The 22311-nt window shown below is 34.0% G+C and carries 17 protein-coding genes and 1 tRNA gene; 8 read left to right on the top strand and 10 right to left on the bottom strand.

What is annotated here, in order from left to right; translation table 11 throughout:
- Positions 1–528: a tetratricopeptide repeat protein gene (locus FQU21_RS13205; protein WP_147678476.1), complete on the bottom strand. Its 528-nt coding sequence runs from the start codon at positions 526–528 to the stop codon at positions 1–3.
- 338 nt (positions 529–866) lie between these two features.
- On the opposite strand from FQU21_RS13205, the gene FQU21_RS13200 reads away from it, so the two are divergent.
- From FQU21_RS13200 to FQU21_RS13190, 3 genes are all read left to right on the top strand, one after another.
- On the top strand, positions 867–2102 hold the full coding sequence (locus FQU21_RS13200) for a metallophosphoesterase (RefSeq protein ID WP_147678475.1): 1236 nt from the start codon (positions 867–869) through the stop codon (positions 2100–2102).
- Between the two features lie 119 nt (positions 2103–2221).
- Positions 2222–2518, top strand: coding sequence for a thioredoxin family protein (locus FQU21_RS13195; protein ID WP_147678474.1), 297 nt, complete (start codon positions 2222–2224; stop codon positions 2516–2518).
- A gap of 249 nt (positions 2519–2767) precedes the next feature.
- Positions 2768–3418: a DUF2306 domain-containing protein gene (locus FQU21_RS13190; RefSeq protein ID WP_147678473.1), complete on the top strand. Its 651-nt coding sequence runs from the start codon at positions 2768–2770 to the stop codon at positions 3416–3418.
- Here the strand turns inward: FQU21_RS13190 and FQU21_RS13185 are convergent.
- Both FQU21_RS13185 and FQU21_RS13180 read right to left on the bottom strand, forming a co-directional pair.
- Positions 3415–4077 carry a polysaccharide deacetylase family protein gene (locus tag FQU21_RS13185; RefSeq protein ID WP_147678472.1) on the bottom strand — a complete coding sequence of 221 codons (663 nt, stop codon included), beginning with the start codon at positions 4075–4077 and terminating at the stop codon, positions 3415–3417. The two genes, FQU21_RS13190 and FQU21_RS13185, sit on opposite strands and share 4 nt — an antisense overlap.
- 3 nt (positions 4078–4080) lie before the next feature.
- Positions 4081–7464: a glycosyltransferase family 117 protein gene (locus FQU21_RS13180; RefSeq protein ID WP_147678471.1), complete on the bottom strand. Its 3384-nt coding sequence runs from the start codon at positions 7462–7464 to the stop codon at positions 4081–4083.
- Positions 7465–7626: 162 nt separating this feature from the next.
- Between FQU21_RS13180 and FQU21_RS13175 the strand changes: the two genes are divergently transcribed.
- A tRNA-Gln gene (locus FQU21_RS13175) sits at positions 7627–7699 on the top strand.
- Between the two features lie 47 nt (positions 7700–7746).
- On the opposite strand, the gene FQU21_RS13170 is transcribed toward FQU21_RS13175, so the two are convergent.
- Positions 7747–8571: a universal stress protein gene (locus FQU21_RS13170; protein WP_147678470.1), complete on the bottom strand. Its 825-nt coding sequence runs from the start codon at positions 8569–8571 to the stop codon at positions 7747–7749.
- A gap of 168 nt (positions 8572–8739) precedes the next feature.
- Here FQU21_RS13170 and rimP point away from each other — a divergent pair, with 168 nt between their 5' ends.
- The 4 genes from rimP to FQU21_RS13150 all read left to right on the top strand — a co-directional run bounded on the left by rimP (position 8740) and on the right by FQU21_RS13150 (position 14213).
- Complete coding sequence (gene rimP / locus FQU21_RS13165; RefSeq protein ID WP_147678469.1) at positions 8740–9201, top strand: ribosome assembly cofactor RimP; 462 nt, start codon at positions 8740–8742, stop codon at positions 9199–9201.
- A gap of 13 nt (positions 9202–9214) precedes the next feature.
- The gene (nusA, locus tag FQU21_RS13160) at positions 9215–10447 is read left to right on the top strand and encodes a transcription termination factor NusA (RefSeq protein WP_147678468.1); all 1233 of its coding nucleotides are present in this window, start codon (positions 9215–9217) and stop codon (positions 10445–10447) included.
- A gap of 100 nt (positions 10448–10547) precedes the next feature.
- Positions 10548–13415, top strand: coding sequence for a translation initiation factor IF-2 (gene infB / locus FQU21_RS13155; RefSeq protein ID WP_147678467.1), 2868 nt, complete (start codon positions 10548–10550; stop codon positions 13413–13415).
- A gap of 108 nt (positions 13416–13523) precedes the next feature.
- On the top strand, positions 13524–14213 hold the full coding sequence (locus tag FQU21_RS13150) for an aspartate/glutamate racemase family protein (RefSeq protein ID WP_147678466.1): 690 nt from the start codon (positions 13524–13526) through the stop codon (positions 14211–14213).
- 25 nt (positions 14214–14238) lie between these two features.
- Here the strand turns inward: FQU21_RS13150 and FQU21_RS13145 are convergent, their stop codons facing one another.
- From FQU21_RS13145 to FQU21_RS13120, 6 genes are all read right to left on the bottom strand, one after another.
- Complete coding sequence (locus tag FQU21_RS13145; RefSeq protein WP_147678465.1) at positions 14239–15138, bottom strand: metallophosphoesterase family protein; 900 nt, start codon at positions 15136–15138, stop codon at positions 14239–14241.
- Positions 15139–15221: 83 nt separating this feature from the next.
- A complete protein-coding gene (locus tag FQU21_RS13140) occupies positions 15222–18668 on the bottom strand; it encodes a PPi-type phosphoenolpyruvate carboxykinase family protein (protein ID WP_147678464.1) in 3447 nt (1148 codons plus the stop codon).
- Between the two features lie 305 nt (positions 18669–18973).
- On the bottom strand, positions 18974–19687 hold the full coding sequence (locus FQU21_RS13135) for a tRNA1(Val) (adenine(37)-N6)-methyltransferase (protein WP_246124837.1): 714 nt from the start codon (positions 19685–19687) through the stop codon (positions 18974–18976).
- 64 nt (positions 19688–19751) lie between these two features.
- Complete coding sequence (rimM, locus tag FQU21_RS13130) at positions 19752–20279, bottom strand: ribosome maturation factor RimM (RefSeq protein ID WP_147678463.1); 528 nt, start codon at positions 20277–20279, stop codon at positions 19752–19754.
- Between the two features lie 160 nt (positions 20280–20439).
- Complete coding sequence (locus FQU21_RS13125) at positions 20440–20946, bottom strand: 30S ribosomal protein S16 (protein WP_147678462.1); 507 nt, start codon at positions 20944–20946, stop codon at positions 20440–20442.
- 117 nt (positions 20947–21063) lie between these two features.
- Entirely contained in the window at positions 21064–22137 is a 1074-nt protein-coding gene (locus FQU21_RS13120; RefSeq protein ID WP_147678461.1) for a lactonase family protein, read from the bottom strand.
- Between the last annotated feature and the right edge of the window lie 174 nt (positions 22138–22311).

Below are 22311 nucleotides of genomic sequence, written 5' to 3'. Positions count from 1 at the left end.
TTACATAAAAAAGGGAATAACAGCTGCTATTCCCTTAATTGCTTCGGTATATTTTTCTTGTTTTAAAAATAATGCGCCACGAAGATCGTAAGTAAATGCTAGCATATTATTTAAATTATTGACAGTATAATAATCGTGTGCTTTTTCAAGAAACAAGGCACTTTTTTTTAACGCTTCATTTTTTAAATAGGCTTTAGCTAGGTTTAAGTCGGAACTCGCCATAGAGCGTGGGTGCCCCTTTTCTTCAGTTTTTAGTTTTTTACAAAGTTCTAAGGCTTTAATTGCTTCAGGGGTTTTATTAAAGTTTAAAAGCAAATCACCTTTATTAGAGATAATAACCCCGGCGTTTACAGTTGCACTCATGTTTAATGCAACCTTGTAAGCTTCGTCATAATAAAAGATGGCCTCTTCATAATCGTCCATTTGATTATAAAAGTTAGCCAAGGAGTTGTTTAAAACCAAATCTTGACCTTTGTACGAGCGCTTTTTTTCTTCGGTAAATTCCGAAGGGTCTATTTTTTGAAGCACATTTAGGGTGCAATTTGTTTATTTCTTCTTGAGAAAAGAGGCCTAAAGGAAGGAGAAAAAGGAACACAAAAAGGGGCGTAAGTTTCAAAAGAAATAGTTTTTAAATAGTTAATAAAATCCAGTTGTATTTTCCGACTTCGAAATAATTGAATATTCTATATAAAAAAATTAAAAACCTGTTTTTTATTAGTTATTGGCGTAAAATAAAAAAAAATTAAACGCTTAAAGAGTCGATAAGGTTTGTTTTTAGTCGTTAATTCTTAACAATTCGTTAAATACATTTTCCTTCTTAAACATTGCTATATATTACCATTATCTTTGAACTAAAAAAAGAGTATATGCTACGTTGGATTATATTTTTAGTTGTTTTTCTAATTGCCGATTATTACGCTTTTCAAGCCTTTAAAACGGTCGTTAAAAACAACTGGATTCATATATTATATTGGGGTATTACCCTGTTAATTTTAGGGAATTTTGTGTTTCAATTTTATGGATTTAGCCGTCGGAATGGTTTTTCGCACGCACATTCCTATGCCATTGGGTTGTTTATAGCTATTTTGGTGCCTAAAATTATGTTGTTGTTAGGGATGTTTATTGAAGATGTTTTTCGAGTTCCTCAAGCTGTGTACCGTTATTTTACGGTTGGTGAAGCCGCAAAAGGAAACTACTTTGCATCGCGCCGCCAGTTTATAAGTAAAGTGGCTTTGGGCTTAGCGGCCATTCCTTTAGCTTCTATAATTTATGGTATTTATAAAGGAAAATACAATTATAAAGTTTTAAAATACACCTTGCATTTTGAAGATTTGCCTGAGGCTTTTGATGGATACAAACTCACGCAAATTAGTGATATTCATTCCGGAAGTTTCGACAATATGGATAAAGTGAAATATGCTGTAGATTTAATTAATGAACAAGAAAGCGATGTGATTCTTTTTACCGGAGATATGGTAAATAATAAAGCAGAAGAATTGTTGCCATACAAAGAGGTTTTTAACAAATTGAAAGCAAAAGATGGCTTGTATTCTATACTCGGAAATCACGATTATGGCGATTATATAAACTGGGATTCTGAAGAAGCGAAGCGCCAGAATTTAGAAGACCTGAAAGCGCTTCAAAAAGACATAGGTTTTAATTTACTTTTAAATGAAAGTGCTTATCTTGAAAAAAAGGGCGAACGGATGGCTTTGGTAGGTGTTGAAAACTGGGGAACGGGCGGATTTAAAACGGCTGGCGATTTGCATAAAGCTGCAGAAAAAATTGATAAAAACGACTTTAAGATTTTAATGAGTCACGATCCTTCGCATTGGGAAAAAAAGGTGATTGACGATGATTATCATTATCATTTAACACTAAGCGGGCATACGCACGGTATGCAATTTGGAATTGAAATTCCAGGCTGGTTTAAATGGAGTCCTGTAAAATGGCGTTACAAATATTGGGCTGGTATTTATAAAGAAAAAGGACAATATATTAATGTAAACCGTGGTTTTGGTTATCTTGCTTTTCCTGGTCGCGTTGGTATTTGGCCAGAAATTACCGTAATTGAGTTGAAAAAAGGTGTAAAAACAGCATAAACCGCCTTTATTATTGCTGTTTATACTAAATTGTTTATATTTATAATAATCTAATAAAATCGATAAATACGATTTTATATCCAATAGAAAACTATTAAATAGACCTAAAACCTTATTATATGTCAAAATTTGGTGAACTTATCGATGTTGATATTCCAGTACTGTTAGACTTTTTTGCAGAGGAGAGTGAGGCTTCTCATCCTATGCATGCTGTTTTACATGAAGTAGCGGGTACTTTAGGAAATAAGATAAAAGTGATAAAAATTGATGTTGAAAAAAACCAACAATTAGCCGAAGCGCTTCAAGTTAAAGGATTACCAACATTAATTGTTTATAAAGATGGCGAAATGAAATGGCGCTATACTGGAGAACGAGATGCGAATACGCTTATTCGCGTGGTAGAAGCATTTCTATAAAAGGGCAATTTCTTCTTATTTAATTTCTGTCTTTTTTAATTCTTTAGTGAATTCAACTTTTTCATATTAGGAATTTTGTGTTTGAAGTAAGGGATGAAATCCTTATTATTATAAATCTTTAATTGGCTGTTTTATTCATTTTAAGATGTATTGACAATTCATACCTTAAAAATGACACTTCGGAAACAGCGGTTTTTGTAGTCCACGTAATTATCTCAAATTTGAAGTGTTACACTTAAAGAACTTCAAATGAAAGACGCTATTACAATTTTAATATACATTCACGCCTTTTTTGGTGCTGTTGGATTAATTACAGGCATAGGAAGTGTTATTGTTAAAAAGGGGAGTGCGATCCATAAAAAAATGGGAAAGTTGTTTTCCGTAGGTATGCTAATTAGTTCCCTTATTTCTTTAGTAATTACCTGTTTGCCGCAGCATGAAAATACCTTTTTATTTTTAATAGGTTTGTTTACAATCTACTTAGTTTTGGCTGGAAATCGAGCGCTGACTTTTAAATTGAAAAGGGAGGCCGATTGGAAAGATAAAATGATTTCTGGTACGATGCTTTTCTTTTCGGTAATCATGATTTTAAATGGTATTTACGGTCTTTTTAATGAGGTAAATATGAGTGTTTTGTTTTTGTTCTTTGGAAGTTTTGGACTGTTTATGAGTCTTCAAGATTTTCGGTTTTACAGAAATCCCGAAAAGCCAAAAAACATCTGGTTGCGTTTGCATATCGGAAAAATGATTGGTGCTTTAATAGCGTCGTTTACAGCTTTTATTGTGGCTGGATTAGGAATTGGAAATATCATTTCTTGGACACTTCCAACTATTATTGGAACGCTTTATATTGTGTATTGGAAACGTAAAATAAACGCTAAAGTTCCAGCGAAGTCTTAAAGAGCTATCGATTTAAAAACAAAACCTTGATCGGTAAAATATTTTAAAACTTTTGGCAGTGTCGCTTGCATATTTTTAGAGGCTTTTACACTGTCGTGAAAAACAATAATACTTCCGTTTTTGGTTTTTGAAATCGCATTTTTAAAGCAAGTGTCTTCGCTAATGTTGCGGTTCCAATCGATAGACAAAACATCCCACATTATTATTTTATAACCAAGTTTCATTAAAGCATTCGCTTGTTGAGTTGTTATTTTTCCGTAAGGTGGCCGAAATAATTTTGCAGCTTTAAAAGTTGAGCTGTGTGGTTGTGGTTTTTCTTTTTGAATATGTTCTTCGGCTTGTGCTACTTCAGAGAGGTAATCATCGGTTTTAGTTTTCCAGCCTTTTACGTGGTTTTGGGTGTGGTTCCCAATAGCATGACCGTTTTTTATAATATTACGAAAAAGTTCTGGGTACTTTTCAACATTGTTTCCTATGCAGAAAAATGTGGCTTTAGCATTATAGGTTTTTAAAGTATCTAAAATCCAATTTGTGATGTCTGGAGTTGGGCCATCATCAAAGGTGAGATAAATAATTTTTTCATTTGTTGCGATGTCCCAAATATAATTTGGGAACATCTTTTTAACAACAAGTGGTATTTTTACTGGTGTTAAGGTCATGCCTTAGTCTATCGGTTCAATAGTATCTGTGCTTACTGCCGGCGGAATATCGTTGTCTGTTTTTGGTTCGTATTCATCGCTAGAATCTTCACCATAAAAGTATTTAAATAATTTTAAATGGTCGTTAAAAATATTACCTTCAGTTTTAGCAAAATCGACATCGTATTTAATTAAAATATCAACTAAAGCTTTATAGCGTTGTATATCGGTATAAATATCTTCAAACAAACGCTCTTGATTACTTGTTTTTAAACCGCTGTAATATTCTAAGTTTTCTTGATATTTTTTGGCAACGTCTTTAAATAATTGTCGTGCTTTTTCTTTATTTCCAATTTCATAGTAAGCATTAATATAAGGTTCTAAAAGGGTGTAATATCCAAAATATTCAACAGGCATGTTATCCATGGCTATGTCGGCTATTTCTTCAGCTTTATCCAGTTTATCTTCATTAATTAATTGTTCTACTAATCGTGCTAAATTACCACGGTAGGTAATTGAGTTTTTTCGAGTTTCTACGTCGTGATAAATATCTGGGCTTCCGCTATTTCCCCAATCCCATTTTTTTACTTTTTCATACATTAAATCGCTATCTACACGACCCATATCAAACGGGTTAGATCGATCTACATGTGTTTTAATAGGAACTAATTTATAGCACATCCCATCAAGTTGCAGGTAGTCTTTCATCCAAATATAATCATCATCACCAAAACTTCCTCCGGTGAAATAAATAGGACGTTTCCATTCGTTGTTAGCCACAATATCTAGCATAAGCAAACGGTTTTTGTAAAGTGCCCCACCTTTAATGGTTAAATCGATGTATGGAACAATTTTATCCGCATCTTCTGGTTTAACAATTCCTGAGTTTAATGCGTTTTGCTTATTTACAGGTAAACGCAACGTTTCTGTAGGTAAATAACTTGCTTTTAAATCTTGACTTCTAACTTGAGAGATATCTACACCTTGTTGTTCTAAAACATATTTATATTTGGTTTTAGGATTGTTGCTGGCAATAAAGTCTAAAAACTGCTTAACTTCTATAGTATCTTTAGTAACAGGCTCTATCACAATATAATCGTTGGTGCCGTATTGATATAAGTCGTGTGTTAGTTGAGAGGGCACTGGGTCACTCTCATAAGCTTTACGTTTCATTTGATCGATGTACCAGTCGGTTTGGAATAAACTGGTGTTTACTATACGAACATCGGTTCTGTAACCTTCAATTTCTTGAGCGTACCAAAGGGCGAAGGTATCGTTATCTCCAATGGTAAATAAAATACCATTTTCTGCACAAGAATCTAAATACATTTTCGCCATAGCATTGGCAGTGTATTTTTGAGAACGGTCATGGTCGTCCCAATTGCTTGCTCCCATAATACAAGGCACTAAAATTAAACAAGCTATTGTAACTATGGGTGCAGTAAGTTGTTTTGGTAAATATTTTTTGAAAAAATCAAACAAGGCATATACGCCAAAACCAATCCATAAGGCAAATACATAGTATGAACCTACCACCGAGTAATCGCGTTCGCGAGGTTCAAATGGGCGAACATTGGTGTAAACTTGTATGGCAATTCCTGTGAATAAGAAAAATACAAGCATGACCCAAAATAATTTTTTGTCTTTGTTATAAAGAAAAAATAAGCCAATTATACCTAAAATAAGAGGAAGCATGTAATAGGCATTTCTAGCTTTGTTGTTTATAACATCGCTTGGTAAATTATCTTGCGAGTAGCCTAAATGCCATTCGTCAATAAATTTTATGCCGGTAATCCAGTTACCATGGTTGTCATAGCGTCCTTGAATATCGTCTTGTCTTCCAGAGAAATTCCACATAAAATAACGCCAGTACATGTAGCCTAATTGGTATTCGAACATGTAAATAATGTTGCTTATAAGCGAGGGTTTTTCAACATCAATTAGACTTTTTTCTGTTTTTAAAAAGTTGTTATAATCGGCATAATCAACCTTGCCTTGTGCAACTTGCTTTCTAAAATCGTTAATTTGAGCCTTGTATTTTGTGATTTGATTTAAAGCATACGTTTTTGCTTGTTCCTCGGTTGCTCCAGCGTTAATGGCGCTTCTGTAATAAGTGTTTTGAGCATCTGGTTTTACTTTAAAGTCTAAAAACCCGGAAAACATCATATAGTTTTCGGCATGCTCGGGGCTCCACATTCTTGGTAAAATAGAGGCGTGTTTAGAGTTGTAGTTTTGTTTTGCTTTTTTCCAATCGTTTACAATAACATATTTGCCAAGAGCTTCGTCTTTTTCATATTTAGGTTTGTCGTCTACATACGGATTGTTTTCATCTAAATAAGCATATTGATCGGTAAATTGAGGTCCGTAAAACAAGTGTGTTTCAGGGTATTGCTCTAAGTTGTAGTAGGCTAATAATTCTCTAGCACTCGACGGATTATTTTCATTAATAACCACATTAGCATTAGCGCGAATAGGTAGCATTAACCAAGTTGAAAACCCGATAATAACAAAGGTTAAACATAGAATAGCGGTGTTTAAATGCACAAAATGTTTCTTTCTCGTGTATTTTAAACCATAAGAAATAAGCGCTACAAGTAATAAACCTGCAATAATAGATCCTGAATTAAAGGGTAAGCCAATAGTGTTGACGAAAAATATTTCGAAGGCACTAAATATTTTAAGAATATTAGGGGCTAAAAGTTTAAAAACGAATAATAGAATTCCGACCGATACGATGTTAGCAATTATGAAGTTTTTTACTGTAACGGTTTTGTAATTCTTAAAAAAGTAAATTAACCCTATGGCTGGGATGGTTAATAATCCCATAAAGTGAACTCCAAAAGAAAGTCCGATAACAAACGCAATTAAAACAAGCCAGCGGTTTCCTCTTGGGGTATCCATATCTTGTTCCCAACGCAGTGCTAGCCAAAATAACGCCGACATAATTAATGTGGCCATGGCATACACTTCAGTTTCAACAGCATTAAACCAAAACGAGTCGGTAAAAGAAAATGCTAAACTTCCAACTAAACCACTACCTAAAATAGCAAATGCTTGGTTTTTGTTTATCTCAGTATTATTAGCAACTAATTTTTTTAATAAAATAGTAATGGTCCAAAACATAAAAAGAATAGTGAAAGCACTAGAAACGGCACTCATCATATTCATCATCCAACCTATTAAGGCATTATTTCCAAAGGTAAAAATGGAGAAGAAGGCACCGAGCATTTGAAATAATGGTGCTCCAGGTGGGTGACCAACTTGCAGTTTTGAAGAGGTTAAAATATATTCCCCTGCATCCCAGAAACTCACTGTAGGCTCAACAGTTAGGCTATAAGTAATAAGAGCTATTAAAAAAGAGAACCAACCTAAAATGGTATTCCATTTTTTAAAGTTAAAATTTGTCATAAAAATCTATACATTAATTGCTTCGGCGAATTTAATAATAAATACTTAATCCCGATTGTTTTTAAGGAAACGTTAAGTAATGAAAAAAAATATTTCAAAAAAAAATTAAAAAAGTTTGCACAAAGGAAAAAAAGTTCTAAATTTGCCGTCTCGAATAAAGAATGGCCCATGGTGTAACTGGCAACACGTTGGTTTTTGGTACCAAAGAGTCTAGGTTCGAGCCCTAGTGGGCCAACTCTGAAAGCAACCCTAATTATGAAAATAGTTAGGGTTTTTTCATGTCTAAATTTTAAAAGTAATCACTGGTCGTTTGGCGTGGTTTACGAGATCTTCACTAATACTACCGTTAAAAAAATGCGAAATACCTTGTCGGCCATGCGTGCTCATGCCAATTAGTTCTGCTGAAATGGATTCGGAAAAATTCATAATGCCAGTTTCAATATTTATATCGTTGTAAATGTTAATCGATTGATGAGGGTAGTCAAAATCATCAGCAAAAGTTTGCATCGCTAACAAAGATTCGCCTGAAGTTTTAAAATTATTAGGCGTGTTAACTATTAATAAATGCATGTTGGCGTTAAAAATTTTAGCAAAATGAAGTGCTTTTTGGTAGCTTGGTTTGTTTTCTTTTTTAAAATCCGATGCAAAAACAAAGTTGGTAACCTTAAAAGATTGGTGTTCATTTTTAATAACTAAAACAGGCGTTTCGGATGTTCTAACAATTTTTTCAGTATTACTTCCAATAATCATTTCTTTAAGTCCGCTTGCACCATTAGAGCCCATAATAATTAAATCGATATCATGTTTTTTGCTAGCGTGAAATACACCTTTAAAAATTTCTTGAAACCCAACACTTTCGTAAATATTTATACCTTCAAGGTAATCTTCATTTTTTAGTTTGTTGAATTTTTTATGAGCTAATTTCATAAAAAAAATAGCTTCCGGAAATTCGCTATGCGATGTTAAAGCGTCAACTTCATTCAAGGGAAGTTCAATAACGTGTAATAAATGAATTTCGCAGTTATGAGTACGTGCTAGTTGGGCAGCAACTTTTAAAGCGTTTTCTGCTTGTTCGGAAAAGTCTGTGGGTACAAGAATTTTTTTCATAGGATAGTTGGTTGTTTATTGAGTTTATTTAGTTGTTGTAAAGGGAATCTGGTATCTAAATTTATGGAAAATTACTTTAAAAATCAATAATATTTTATATATTTGCACCGTTGAAAGGCGAATTAAGGAAATGAGGGGACGGAAAGTCCCCTCTTTTTATACTAGAAAATGTTTAAAACTACCGTAAAAAATTTACTCGAAGAAGCGTTAATAGAGCGACAAGATTTATTTCTTATTAGTTTATCTATTAATGGGGACAGTCATATTAATATTGTTATCGATGGTGATAATGGTGTTTTGGTTGACGATTGTATATATATAAGTAGAACAATTGAGAATAATTTAGATAGAGAAGAACACGATTATTCTATAGAAGTGATGTCGGCAGGAGCAACCGCACCTCTTGTTCATCAACGCCAATATGTTAAAAATATAAGTAGAACGCTTAGTGTGCGTACAAAAACCGAAGATATAGAAGGGGTTTTAACAAACGCTACCGAAAATGATATTTTCCTAGAATGGAAAACGAGAGAGCCTAAACCATTAGGTAAAGGAAAAGTTACGGTAAAAAAGCAAGCAAATATAGCTTACGAAGATATTATCGAAGCAAAAGTTGTGATAAAATTTTAAATCAAAACCAATTATGGAAAATATTGCGTTAATTGAATCTTTTTCAGAATTCAAAGACGATAAGCTTATTGACAGAGTTACGTTAATGGCCATTTTAGAAGACGTTTTTAGAAGTGCCTTAAAACGAAAATTTGGAGATGATGATAATTTTGATATTATTGTAAATCCAGATAAAGGGGATTTAGAAATTTGGAGAAATAGAGTTGTTGTTGCCGATGGTGAAGTGGAAGATCCTAATCAGGAAATCTCAATAACTGAAGCACGTAAAATAGAACCCGATTTTGAAGTAGGTGAAGATGTATCGGAAGAAGTGAAACTTATCGATTTAGGTCGTCGTGCTATTTTAGCATTACGTCAAAATTTGATTTCTAAAATTCATGAACATGATAATACAATCATCTTTAAACATTTTAAAGATTTAGTTGGTGAAATTTATACCGCAGAAGTACACCATATCCGTCATAGAGCCGTTATTTTGTTGGACGATGAAGGAAACGAAATCGTGCTTCCAAAAGACAAACAAATTCCATCGGACTTTTTTAGAAAAGGAGATAATGTGCGTGGTGTTATTGATAGTGTAGAGCTTAAAGGTGCAAAACCAACGATTATCATGTCGAGAAGTTCCCCTGTATTTTTGGAGAAATTATTCGAACAAGAAATTCCAGAAGTTTTTGATGGATTAATTACCATTAAAAAAGTCGTAAGAATCCCAGGCGAAAAGGCAAAAGTGGCTGTAGATTCTTATGATGATAGAATAGACCCCGTTGGTGCTTGTGTTGGTATGAAAGGGTCTCGTATTCACGGTATTGTTCGTGAATTAGGAAACGAAAATATCGATGTAATAAATTATACTAGTAACTTACCATTGTTTGTTACTAGAGCATTAAGCCCAGCTCGTGTAACTTCGGTTAAATTAAACGAAGAAACAAAACGTGCTGAGGTGATATTAAAACCAGAAGAAGTAAGTAAAGCTATTGGTAGAGGCGGTCATAACATCCGTTTAGCAGGGCAACTTACCGGTTTTGAAATCGATGTATTTAGAGAAGGCGCAGAGGAAGATGTAGAATTACGTGAATTCTCTGACGAAATCGAATCATGGATTATTGAAGAATTTAGTAAAGCTGGATTAGACACTGCTAAGAGTATTTTAGAGCAAGAAGTGAAAGATTTAGTGAAAAGAACAGACTTAGAGGAGGAAACCATTAACGATGTTCTTAGGATTTTAAGAGAAGAATTCGAAGAATAATATCAATTTCATAAAAATTATAAGTAATTATCGTTAGATGTTTCTTAATTTTATGATAGAATTGGTATAATATATATATTTGAGTATTTTAAAGGCAATTATGGCTGAAACAATTAGATTAAATAAAGTATTACGCGAGCTTAATATCTCTCTAGATCGTGCCGTAGAATTTTTGGATTCTAAAGGTGTCGAAATAGAGAAGCGCCCGACTACGAAAATTTCAGAGGAAACTTATAAAATTCTTTCTGGTGAATTTCAAACGGATGCGAACAAAAAAGTAGCATCCCTAGAAGTTAGTGAGGCAAAGCTTAAAGAAAAAGAAGTGTTGCGTGAGCAACGCGAGCGTGAGCTTGAAGAAAAGCAAAAAGCAGCTGCCAAAAGAGAGGAAATTATAAAAGCAACTAAGCCCCTTACTGGTCCTAAAAAAGTTGGTAAAATTGATTTAGAACCTAAAAAAGCAGACCCAAAACCTGTAGTAGAGGATAAACCACCAGTAGTGGTTGAACCTAAGGTTGAAAAGGCTCCTGTGGTTAAGGAAGTTCCTAATGAAGTTGTAAAAGAGGAGGTTGTTGAAAAAGAAGTAGTTCCTGAAGTAGTAAAACCTGTTGAAGAGGTTAAAAAGGAGCCTGCTAAAGTTGAAGATAAGAAACCTAAAGTTCAGGAAAAACCAGTAGAAAAAGCAAAAGAAACCCCTGTAAAAGCGGAAGAAAAACAAGTACCTACTGAAAAAATAACGAAGCAAGAAAGCATTATTGTTGATGGCGAAGTTGTTATCCCTGAAGAGCGTGTAAAAACGCAATATCAAAAACTTTCTGGGCCTAAAATTGCAGGAGAAAAAATTGATTTATCTCAATTTAATAAACCTAAGAAAAAACCAGTAGAAAAGAAACCTGCAGCAGGTGCAGCGGCAAATAAGAAAAAACGTCGTCGTATTAGTAAAGCAGGAGGTCCTGGAGATAATAGACCAAGTACTGCTAGACCAGGTACACCAAGAACAGGTGGAAACGATCGCTTTAGAGGCAAACCAGGACAAGGACGCCGAAACATTGTAAAAGAAGAACCTAGTGAAGAAGATGTTAAAAAACAAGTGCGCGAAACACTTGAAAAACTTCAAGGGAAATCTAACAAAGGTAGAGGGGCTAAAAATAGAAGAGATAAAAGAGATAAGCATAGAGAGCAGACTGAAATTGATCAACAAATAGAAGCTGCAGAAAGTAAAATTCTTAAAGTTACCGAGTTTGTTACGGCAAGCGAAATGGCAACTATGATGGATGTTGGGGTAACTCAAATTATTTCGGCATGTATGTCCTTAGGAATGATGGTTACTATGAATCAACGTTTGGATGCTGAAACCTTATCTATTGTTGCAGATGAGTTTGGTTACCAAGTAGAATTTGTAACTGCAGATATTGAAGAATCTATTGAAGAAGTAGAGGATAAACCAGAAGATTTAAAATTACGTGCGCCAATAGTAACGGTAATGGGTCACGTTGATCACGGTAAAACATCGCTTCTAGATTATATTCGTAAAGAAAATGTTATCGCAGGAGAATCTGGTGGAATTACACAACATATTGGAGCTTACGGCGTAGAATTGGAGAATGGACAAAAAATAGCCTTCTTAGATACACCAGGTCACGAGGCCTTTACCGCCATGCGTGCACGTGGTGCTCAAGTTACCGATATTGCTATTATTGTAGCCGCTGCAGATGATGCTATTATGCCACAAACAAAGGAGGCTATTTCGCATGCGCAAGCGGCGGGAGTTCCTATTGTTTTTGCTATTAATAAAATAGATAAACCCGATGCTAACCCAGAAAGAATTAAAGAAGGTTTAGCTCAAATGAATCTTTTAGTTGAAGATTGGGGTGGTAAAATTCAATCGCATGATATCTCTGCAAAAGTAGGTACAGGTGTTAAAGAATTATTAGAAAAAGTATTGCTTGAAGCAGAGTTGTTAGAACTTAAAGCAAATCCAGATAAACCAGCTGTAGGTACTGTAGTCGAAGCCTTTTTAGATAAAGGTCGTGGTTATGTATCAACTATTTTAGTACAAGCCGGAACTCTTCGCGTTGGCGATTATGTTTTAGCAGGTAGAAATAGTGGTAAAGTTAAAGCCATGCAGGATGAACGTGGAAATAATGTTACAGCGGCTGGGCCGTCAACACCAGTTTCTATATTAGGTTTAGATGGTGCGCCACAAGCAGGTGATAAATTTAATGTATTTGAAGATGAACGTGAAGCCAAACAAATTGCTTCTAAACGTGCTCAATTACAGCGTGAACAATCGGTTAGAACACAACGTCATATTACGTTAGACGAAATTGGTCGTCGTATTGCACTTGGTGATTTCCAAGAATTAAACATTATCCTTAAAGGGGATGTGGATGGTTCTGTGGAAGCTTTAACAGATTCGTTCCAAAAACTTTCAACTGAAGAAATTCAAGTTAATATTCTTCATAAAGGCGTTGGTGCTATTACCGAAAGTGATGTATTGTTAGCTTCGGCTTCCGATGCTATTATTGTTGGTTTTAACGTACGTCCAGTTGGAAATGCAAGATCTATTGCTGATAAAGAAGAAATCGATATCCGTACATACTCAATTATCTATGATGCCATAAATGATCTTAAAGATGCTATGGAAGGTATGTTATCTCCAGAATTGAAAGAGGAAATTTTAGGTACAGCAGAAATTAGAGAAATCTTTAAAGTTTCTAAAATTGGTACTATTGCAGGTTGTATGGTAACTAATGGTAAAATAACGCGTAATGCAGGTATTCGTTTAATACGTGATGGTGTGGTTGTTTACACAGGTGAATTAACGTCGTTAAAACGATTTAAAGATGATGCTAAAGAAGTAACAAAAGGTTACGATTGTGGTATGCAAATTAAAAACTACAACGATATTAAGGAAGGTGATGTGATAGAAGCATTCCATGAAGTAGAGGTTAAGAAAAAATTGAAGTAATTCAGTTTTAAACTTTATAAATATATTAAAAGTCAGAACTCACGTTCTGGCTTTTTTGTTTTGTAGGCAGATGTATTTGTAATACTTTTAATTAAAATAAAACATGTTATGAAAACCATTGGCTTAATAGGAGGGATTACCCCAGAATCTACAGTGCTATATTATAGAATATTGAATCATTTAGCGCAATCTACTTATGGCGAACCGCATTCAGCAAAACTGATTATTAATTCTGTTGATTTTGGACAAATTGTTCAACTTCAAAAAGAAAATCGTTGGGATGTATTAGATGATATCATGAAGCAGGCCGCAGTAAGTTTAGAACAGGCTGGTGCATCTTGTATTCTAATTTGTGCCAATACCATGCATTTAACCATTGAAGCCGTTAAAAAGGGTGTAAATATTCCGGTAATTCATATTGCTGAAGCGACTTCGAAAGAAATTCTTGCCAAAGGCTTAAAAAAAGTAGCTCTTTTAGGAACAAAATATACCATGGAAAAAACATTTTATACCGATGTTTTAAAAGGTTTTGGTATTGAAACTATTATTCCTGAATTTGAAGATAGAAATGAAATCCACCGAATTATTTATAGTGAATTGTCTAAAGGCCTATTAACAGCAGCGTCTAAAGTTATTTATCTTAAAATTATAAACAAATTAATAGCAGATGGGGCAGAAGGTATTATTTTAGGATGTACCGAAATTCCTTTACTTATAGAACAAAGCGATGTTGAGGTTCCTGTTTTTGATACAACCACAATTCATGCGCAGGCTGCTTTTAAATTAGCTTTAGAATAATCTGTTATCAAATATGTTTTTGATGTTATTCTGTTTTATAATGTTGTAACGCAATTGGTCCTTCTAAAACGTCTTTTACAATTTGTAAAGTACCATCGTCTTTGGTTGAGATGCTCCATTTTATAAGTGAAATTTCTCCATGTTCAATTTCAATACCGGTTATGCTTCTTGGGTGTACGCAACTTCCGTCGTTAAAAAAAGCAATATCTCCAGGTTTTGGGAATCGGGGTCTATGGGTATGTCCAACAACGGTTATTAAATTGTTGTTTTCAGCAATCCAAGTTTTTGTACGTCGTTCTACTTTTATAAGTTCAGTATAGTTTTTAGCAGGTGTGGTTGGGTCGGCAATACCCATTACGTTTAATGGTTTCCAAAGGATACGGACTAAAAATCGGCTCCATTTCCAAAAATCGTAATTCCACCAATCGGCTTGATGTCCGTGGGTTAAAAATACTTCTTGTTTTGTAGCGCAGTGTTTTAAAATAATGCCTTCGTGGTATGTTATATCTTTAAATAACTCTTCGTCTTTACCTGTTTTGGGGTCAAAATAAGTCGATAAATGTTTTTCAACATAATCGGGATTTCTATAAACCATATCGTGATTTCCCCAAATCATGTGTAATCTACGTTCCTCATGAAATGCTTTCATAAGCATATATACATTTTTATGCGCATTTAAAATGGAATCAAAAGATAGGTTTTCCCAAAGTTCGTCGCCATCTCCAATTTCACAATACTGAAAATTATTGTCGTAATAATATTTTAAGGCGTGGAAATAGATGTTTCTGTTATTCGCAAAATCGTCTGCAAAGCTGTTATCTCCGCGGTGGCAATCACTAAAAAGTATAAACTTGCTATCGTCGTCAAAATCTAGGACTTTAGCATTTTTATAGGCGTTATCTAATCTTTTTTTTGCTGAAAACATAAAGTAAAAGTAAACAAAAAAGCGTTTCAATTTGAAACGCTTTTTAATGATTTAAAAATTAGTATATAAATAAAAACAAAAAATTATTTTCTATACAAAGGATCTGCACCAATGGTGCCTTCAAGTTCTTTTAAATAGGTTTCAGATTTTACATGGCTATAGTGTTCTTTAGCCGCATGCAAGCGATCTTCAATATTCATTTCGTGTACAAGAATATCATTGTTAGGATTTTTTATAAAATCTTCTAAATATTCTATTTGCGCCGCATAAAAACCAAGGTCTTTCTCTTGTTTTAAAAGTAAGCGTTCTTTGTACCAATCGCTATTTAGCACATAGTCTCTATTAAAATATTGGCGCAATTCAGGGTGGCTAATGTTTTTACCTTCATAGTGGCCATAAGCCATAATATGTAACAATATTTTTAAAGGTGGAATAGCCGATGTTATACTGCCATCTTCAAAATATCTTAAAGCAACTTTTTCTTGGGCTTCAACAATATTATTAATACCGTCTACATAATCTTCTAGTCCTTGTAATTCTGGTTTTAACATTTTTTCATTAAAAACAGCGGTTGGTTCATCGAATAAACGATTTAAACATCTTAAAGAAAATGTTTTGGTTATTCTATACCCTAATCGGCTAGCCAAAACGGTTTTTCCTTCGTATTCAAAATCCTCAAGTTTTTCTAAAGCACCATGTTTTATTAATTGTTTTGGATCTCTATCTTCAGGTGTTAAACGTGCCCAGATTTCTGGAATTAATAAACTAATATCGTGATCTACTTTATTGTCGCCACCAACATATCCAGCAGCGGTACTAAATGCATCAGATTCTGTTAAAATATGCGATAATAAGGCGTTGTTTAAATCGGTTGTTGGGGTTAACATATTGAAAGGGCCTTTGGTTAAAGCACCTTCTGAGCCTGCACCCGTTGTTGATGGCGATTTACCTGTTAAGCTACAAATAAAATCCATGAATAATTCTGGGGTTTCTTGGTAGTGTATCGGGTTATAAACCGCTAATGGGCGTATGCCTGCCTCTCTGTCTGCGGGGTTGTTTCTTCGTCCTGGTAAAACGGCATTTACAACTTGAATTACAGGGTCTTCCGAAGGAATTTTTCTAAATAAACGAATACCTATTTCACCTAAATAACTCTCTTTTGTCTCTTCTATATTTACATTACGTTCTAGGTAACGTGGGTTTTTTGTGGGCTCGCCATTTACAATTCTTGTATGCGATGGTAAAGCAAAATACTCTTCTTCTTTCGGACTATTAATTACACTTGTAATTAAGTCTTTTACAGGCTGGGTGTACTTGTCAAAATTAATGGTATCCTCATAAATTTCAATAGCATCTTTTTTATTTAGTAATTCGTAATTGGTTAAATACGTGTTGGGTGATACAATATCTCTTTCCGCATTTTTATCATAACCACGAACAATGGCTTCGTCGGGTCTTTGAAATAGATACGACTCGCAATTTGCTACAACCTTCAAACTTTTATTTTGAAACTTTGGACTTAGATGCTTAAAGCGTTCACGAGGAATGGTGATGGACGCAGAAATATCATCTTCGGTTTGAATTTTTATACTTGCTGAAAAATCGGAACGTAATTTGTTTAAAAGCCAATTACTGTTTTGATTGAAACCAATGCGAACATAACTACCAACTACAGGGGTGTTGTTGTACAGTAATCCCGTGCCTTTTTTTCCGTTGATAAATTCAACAGACATGCAATCCTTCCAACTTAAATTTTCGAAATCTTGGCGATACAATCGCTTAACAAACAAGACTAAAGAACGAATATGTACGGGGATATTCTCTACAAACTTGTTATATTCATCGGTACATTTATCTGATGGTGTTAATAATTTTACCGCAGATCCCAAGGTTCGTCCTTTACTTAAAAAACTTCTCGAAGGCGGTAAAGTAGGATCGTAATCTTTCCAACGTTTTGAATAATCGTATTCTATAATTTCGTCGGCTTTCTTAAAATCTTCATCAATATCTATAATGTTAAACGTGCTATAAGTAATGGCATTTAGCATGGATTTTGAAATTTCAGACTTTCCTCCTCCAGAAACCGTGCAGGGTTTGTGGCAAAAGATGCCTTCGGCCATAGTATTAACAATACGCCATAGCGGAATAGCGGGGTGTTTTTCTAAAGTGAATTTATTCCCAGTAGGGTGTACATATTTCTTTTTTGGAGATAACTTGAGTTTTTGCGGTTCGCCATTATATGTCCAAGTGATACTATTGGTATTTGTATTGATGTATGCCGATTCCGGAATATAAATAATATCTGGGTATTTTTTATCGATAGCGTAGTTTTCGGGTTGTACCTCAATACGGTCTCCTAATAAATGTTTAACATCTTCAAATGTAAACTTATTACCATGTTTTCCCGAGAAGGCAACGCCGTCTACAATAGCGCCCATAACACCTCTAGGGTATGCAATTGCACCGCCCGAGTGTTCTTCTTCTACTAAGCCAAACAGATTAGCAGAATAGCTTATTTGAGTTTTAATTTCTTTTTTAGAATAACCGTAGTAATTATCTGCTATAATAGTTACAACAACACCTCTATCGTCTCTGCAAGTAATTTTAAAAGCACTACCATCGTTATAGAGTTCGTCTTCGTTTTTCCAGCACATGCCTTCACTTTTCTGACGATCTGTAGCATCATCAAAATGTGGTAATCCGACATCTTTCTTTTTTAACGTTCTTAATTGAGGAGCCAAAATAACACAGCCCGTATGTCCTGTCCAGTGCTCGGTGTCTAGTCCAGCATCATTTTGAGCTAAATTAGGGTTTCCTGCATTTCCGAAAATAGATTCAACAAAATCTAAATTACTTACTAAACTTCCTGGCGCAAAGAAACGAACTTCTAAAGATTTTTTCGAAATCACGTTGGGTACTTCTGGGCAAACCATGGGGCGAAGTAACATAGAAACAATTGTTTTGGCTTGGTCTTTTTGATTGGAAGTAAAGGGTAATGTTTTTAATTCGTCGGAAGGATTAAAAGCAGCATGTAAGAAGTGAGCAAAAGCAATTTTTGGTACTTCTTTTTTATCTAAAGGAACGGGTAAATCACCTTCAACAATATGAAAGGTGCCTTTTGTTGTTCTTTTATCATGTAAAGGATTATTTAAAATCCCCTGTTTTATTCTATGCGAGGTGACATTGTCGCTTTTAAATGAATTGCCGTTTGGCGGTAAACTCACCTCTCGAGCATGTCCTTTTTTCGATAAAATTAAGGTGTCGTTTGGTAATATGTACGGTTTATCAATAGAAACATCTTTTAAATAGTCGTTTAAAAAATTTTGAATTCTCGTGTCTACAGGAGAGTGATGGTTAGCCAAAAGTCTCGATTTTTCGCGAATACTTTTTATTAAACCACTTGTTAATTCTTCAAATTTTGGATCGCAAAACTTTTCTAAACTATCTTCCTGATCTCTGTAAATAGGCTGCCCTAGTGAGGCTAATTGAAGATTAATAAATTGAATGATGTCTTTTCTTGATTCTTCCATAATACTGTTTTGAGCTTTTAAACCTTGTAAAGGATTCTTTTCTATGTAAAGATAAAAAGGAAATAGTTTAAAAAAACTGTCAAATGTTAGTAAATAAAAAAATGACGAACTAATGGTTTAATAAATACATATTTTGGCATTTATTAAAAAGGAATAAATCTTGTGATATCTAAAGGGATGATTAACAGGTACGTTTGTGGAAAATAGCGTTTTTTAGATTTTTTAGTTTGACGTATAATTAGTTCTGTTTTATCAAAAAAAAACGAGTTATATAATATGTTTTTAAAGAATAATCAGTAGAAAGATTACATTTTTAGGTAGAAATCTTTGGTTAGGTTTTTGTAATCTTTGGTGTAAATATGTCTTTCCGTTTCAATAATAAGAGTTTCGGTTATGGTGTCGCTTTCGCTGAAGGAGAGCGTTAACAGACTTCGTTTTATGTCGGTTTCAGGATTCCCTTTTACATGACATATTTTATTAGGAAACAATTGGAAGTGGCTCGCTAATGCGATAAATTTTTCTTCTTCATTAAAAGGAATAATAACATTGAAAGTCCCTTCGGGAGCTAATAAAACTGAAACACTTTGCAGTAAATGTTCAAAAGGCATCGCATCTTGAAAACGCGCTAAATCGCGCGATTCATTTTCAGTTTTATAATCTTCGGCATAAAAAGGTGGATTACAAATTATTAAATCGTATTCATCATCTATTTCTTCCGCAAATTCTTCTAATGTGGCATGGTAACAAAATAGACGATCTGCCCAGGGCGATTGTTCAAAATTATCCACACACTGCTCGTAAGCATTGTCGTCAATTTCAATAGCATCAATAACTTTGGCGTGGCTGCGTTGTGCTAACATTAAGCCTAAAATACCCGTTCCAGCGCCAATATCTAAAATAGCAAAAGGATTTTGTTCTAAGCTTGCCCATGCGCCAAGTAAAACGCCATCGGTACCAATTTTCATGGCACATTGATCTTGATTAACGCTAAATTGTTTGAATTTAAATGGTTTCAAAATAGAGGTATAAATTTCAAATTAGAGAAAAGACATTCTGGAAAGTAATGAGGGTTTTAAAATAGGTTTATTCCAAATATAAATCGATTAATCCTTCTGGGGTTTCTACTATAATAGTTTTGTTTTCACGATCTACTTTAGTGATAAACTCATCGTTCATGGGTATTAAAATTTCAATACCATCTCTATCGATTTCAAAAATAGATTGTGCTGTAGAATCGTTAATAGCCTTAATAATACCAACCGTTCCAAAGTTAACATCTTCCACAGTAAAGCCCATAACTTCATGAAAATAGAATTTATTGCCTTCTAATTTTGGTAACAAATCTAACGGGAGGTAGAGTCCGCTTTTCATAATAGCATCGGCATCGGCTTCTTCATCAACATCTTCAAATTTAATTCGAAGTAATTCCGATTTATGTAACTGCGAACTTTCAATAAAAAAAGGCACCAAATTATTTCGAAGTTCTAAAAATATAGCATCTAAATTTTCGTAAATATCCGGCTCGTCGGTATCTAATTTAGCTAAAACTTCACCTTTAAAACTATACTTTTTTACAATTTTACCTAAGTAAAAACAATCTTCTTTTTTCATTGAATGCTATGTTTTTTTATTTCCGCGAAGGCGGAATTCTATACAATATAATCGTTTTAGTTTAAAAATTCCCTGCTTCAAGGGAATATGCAAAAAATATTTTGCATAAAAAACTCCGATATTGCTATCGGAGTTTAAAAGTATAAAAAATTTGTGTTTTTTATTCTTCTTCGTTTGATGCTTCTGCTTCAACTTCTGGAGCAGCTTCTTCTTCAACAACAGGAGTTGCTGCAGCAATTCTTGCTTCGTTAACTGCTTTTTCTGCAGCTAATGCCTCAGCTTTAGCTTTTGCTTGAGCTTCAGATAAACCATCTGCTTTAGCTTGAACTTTTCCTGTTTTTTCTTCTAACCAAGCATTGAATTTTGCTTCTGCTTGCTCTTCAGTTAAAGCGCCTTTTCTAACACCACCTGCAAGGTGATTTTTTAGTAAAGCTCCTTTGTAAGACAATAAAGTTTTAGCCGTATCGGTTGGTTGTGCACCGTTTTGTAACCATGTTACAGCACCATCAACGTTTAATTCAACAGTTGCTGGGTTTGTGTTTGGATTGTAGATACCTAATTTTTCTAAGTATTTACCATCTCTTTTTGATCTTGCATCGGCTGCAACGATCCAGTAAAAAGGTTTTCCTTTTTTACCGTGTCTTTGTAATCTAATTTTTACTGCCATAATAATTAATTATTTGAGGTTCTCGACCTCGGTTATTAATGAGGGCGCAAAGATACTATAAAAATTTAATTATCAGCTTATTATTTTTTTGAAATTATTTAAAAAGATAGAGGTTTGTTAAAATAATAGACAAACCGGTGTTGGTACGGCATAATCTTTTAAAAACACGAGTTTTCCAGAGGTTGTGTCTCTACTAAAAACAGCGATGTTATTACTTCGTCTATTGGCTACTAATACAAATTTTCCTGTTGGATCTAAGGTGAAATTTCTTGGCCAATCGCCATGAACGCTTATATTCTGAATTTTATCTATCGTTCCTTTTCTTCTGTTTCTTTTAAAAACAGCAATAGAATTTTCGCCACGATTGGAACCGTAAATAAAACGTTCGTCTTTGGATAAATGAATATCGGCACAGAAACTTTTTCCAGTAAAGTTTTCATCTAAAGTAGAATCGAAATCAATTTGTTTAAAGCCTTTTTTGGTATGTTTAACCGAAGTTATGGAGTTGCCATACTCACTTATTATATAAATAAATTTATTGTTTTTACTAATTGAAAAATGGCGAGGCCCAGGATTGCCTTTCATTTCAACGACAGCGGTCGATTTTAATTTATAAGTATCGCCATCTAGTTGGTATTGATAAAGTCCGTTTCGTCCCAAATCTGAAACAAATAAATTATTTTTACTAAATTTAGCAGAATGCGCATGAGATTTTTCGGTGTCCGAATTATGATCAAAAACTTGCGATGCCTCGTTTAAACTTCCATCTTTATTTATGTCGTAAAGAGAAACTGTACCGCTATTATAACTAGAAACAACAGCTTTAGTCCCTGCTTGGTTTACCGAAATATGGCAAGATCCTTTTCCTTGGCTGTTCACTTTGTTTATTGCGAAGAGCGAACCATCAGCTTCTATTTTAAATGCCGTTACATAATCTGGTTTTGTGTTGTCCGTAGTTCTATTTACTGCATAAACATATGATTTGTTTGAAGAATACGTGATAAAAGAAGGGCTTGTTGTTTTTACAGATAACTTTTTATTGGTTAATTCTCCTGTGTTTGTGTTAAATTGATATTGGTAAATACCTTCACTGTCTTCAGTGGTAAAAGTGCCAACGTATAGAGGAATGTTTTGGGCGTAAATATTAAAAAAAGACAATATAAGTGTGGGAATTATTATTTTAAATTTCATAGGTTGTAAATGTTGTAGTATTCAAAAATATAATAATTAAAACGAAGTTTAATAAAACACACTTGCTTTTTTATTTACATTGTTGAAAACTCATATTACTTTCGGCTAAAAAAAGAAAAAATTCTCTGTATTTTTATAAACTTTTTCTACTGAAATTTTCTTTTTAAAAATAAA

This window comes from Algibacter pacificus, assembly GCF_008033385.1.
In the GTDB taxonomy this organism is placed as follows: Bacteria; Bacteroidota; Bacteroidia; order Flavobacteriales; family Flavobacteriaceae; genus Algibacter; species Algibacter pacificus.
This window is presented reverse-complemented; position numbering and strand designations above follow the sequence as displayed.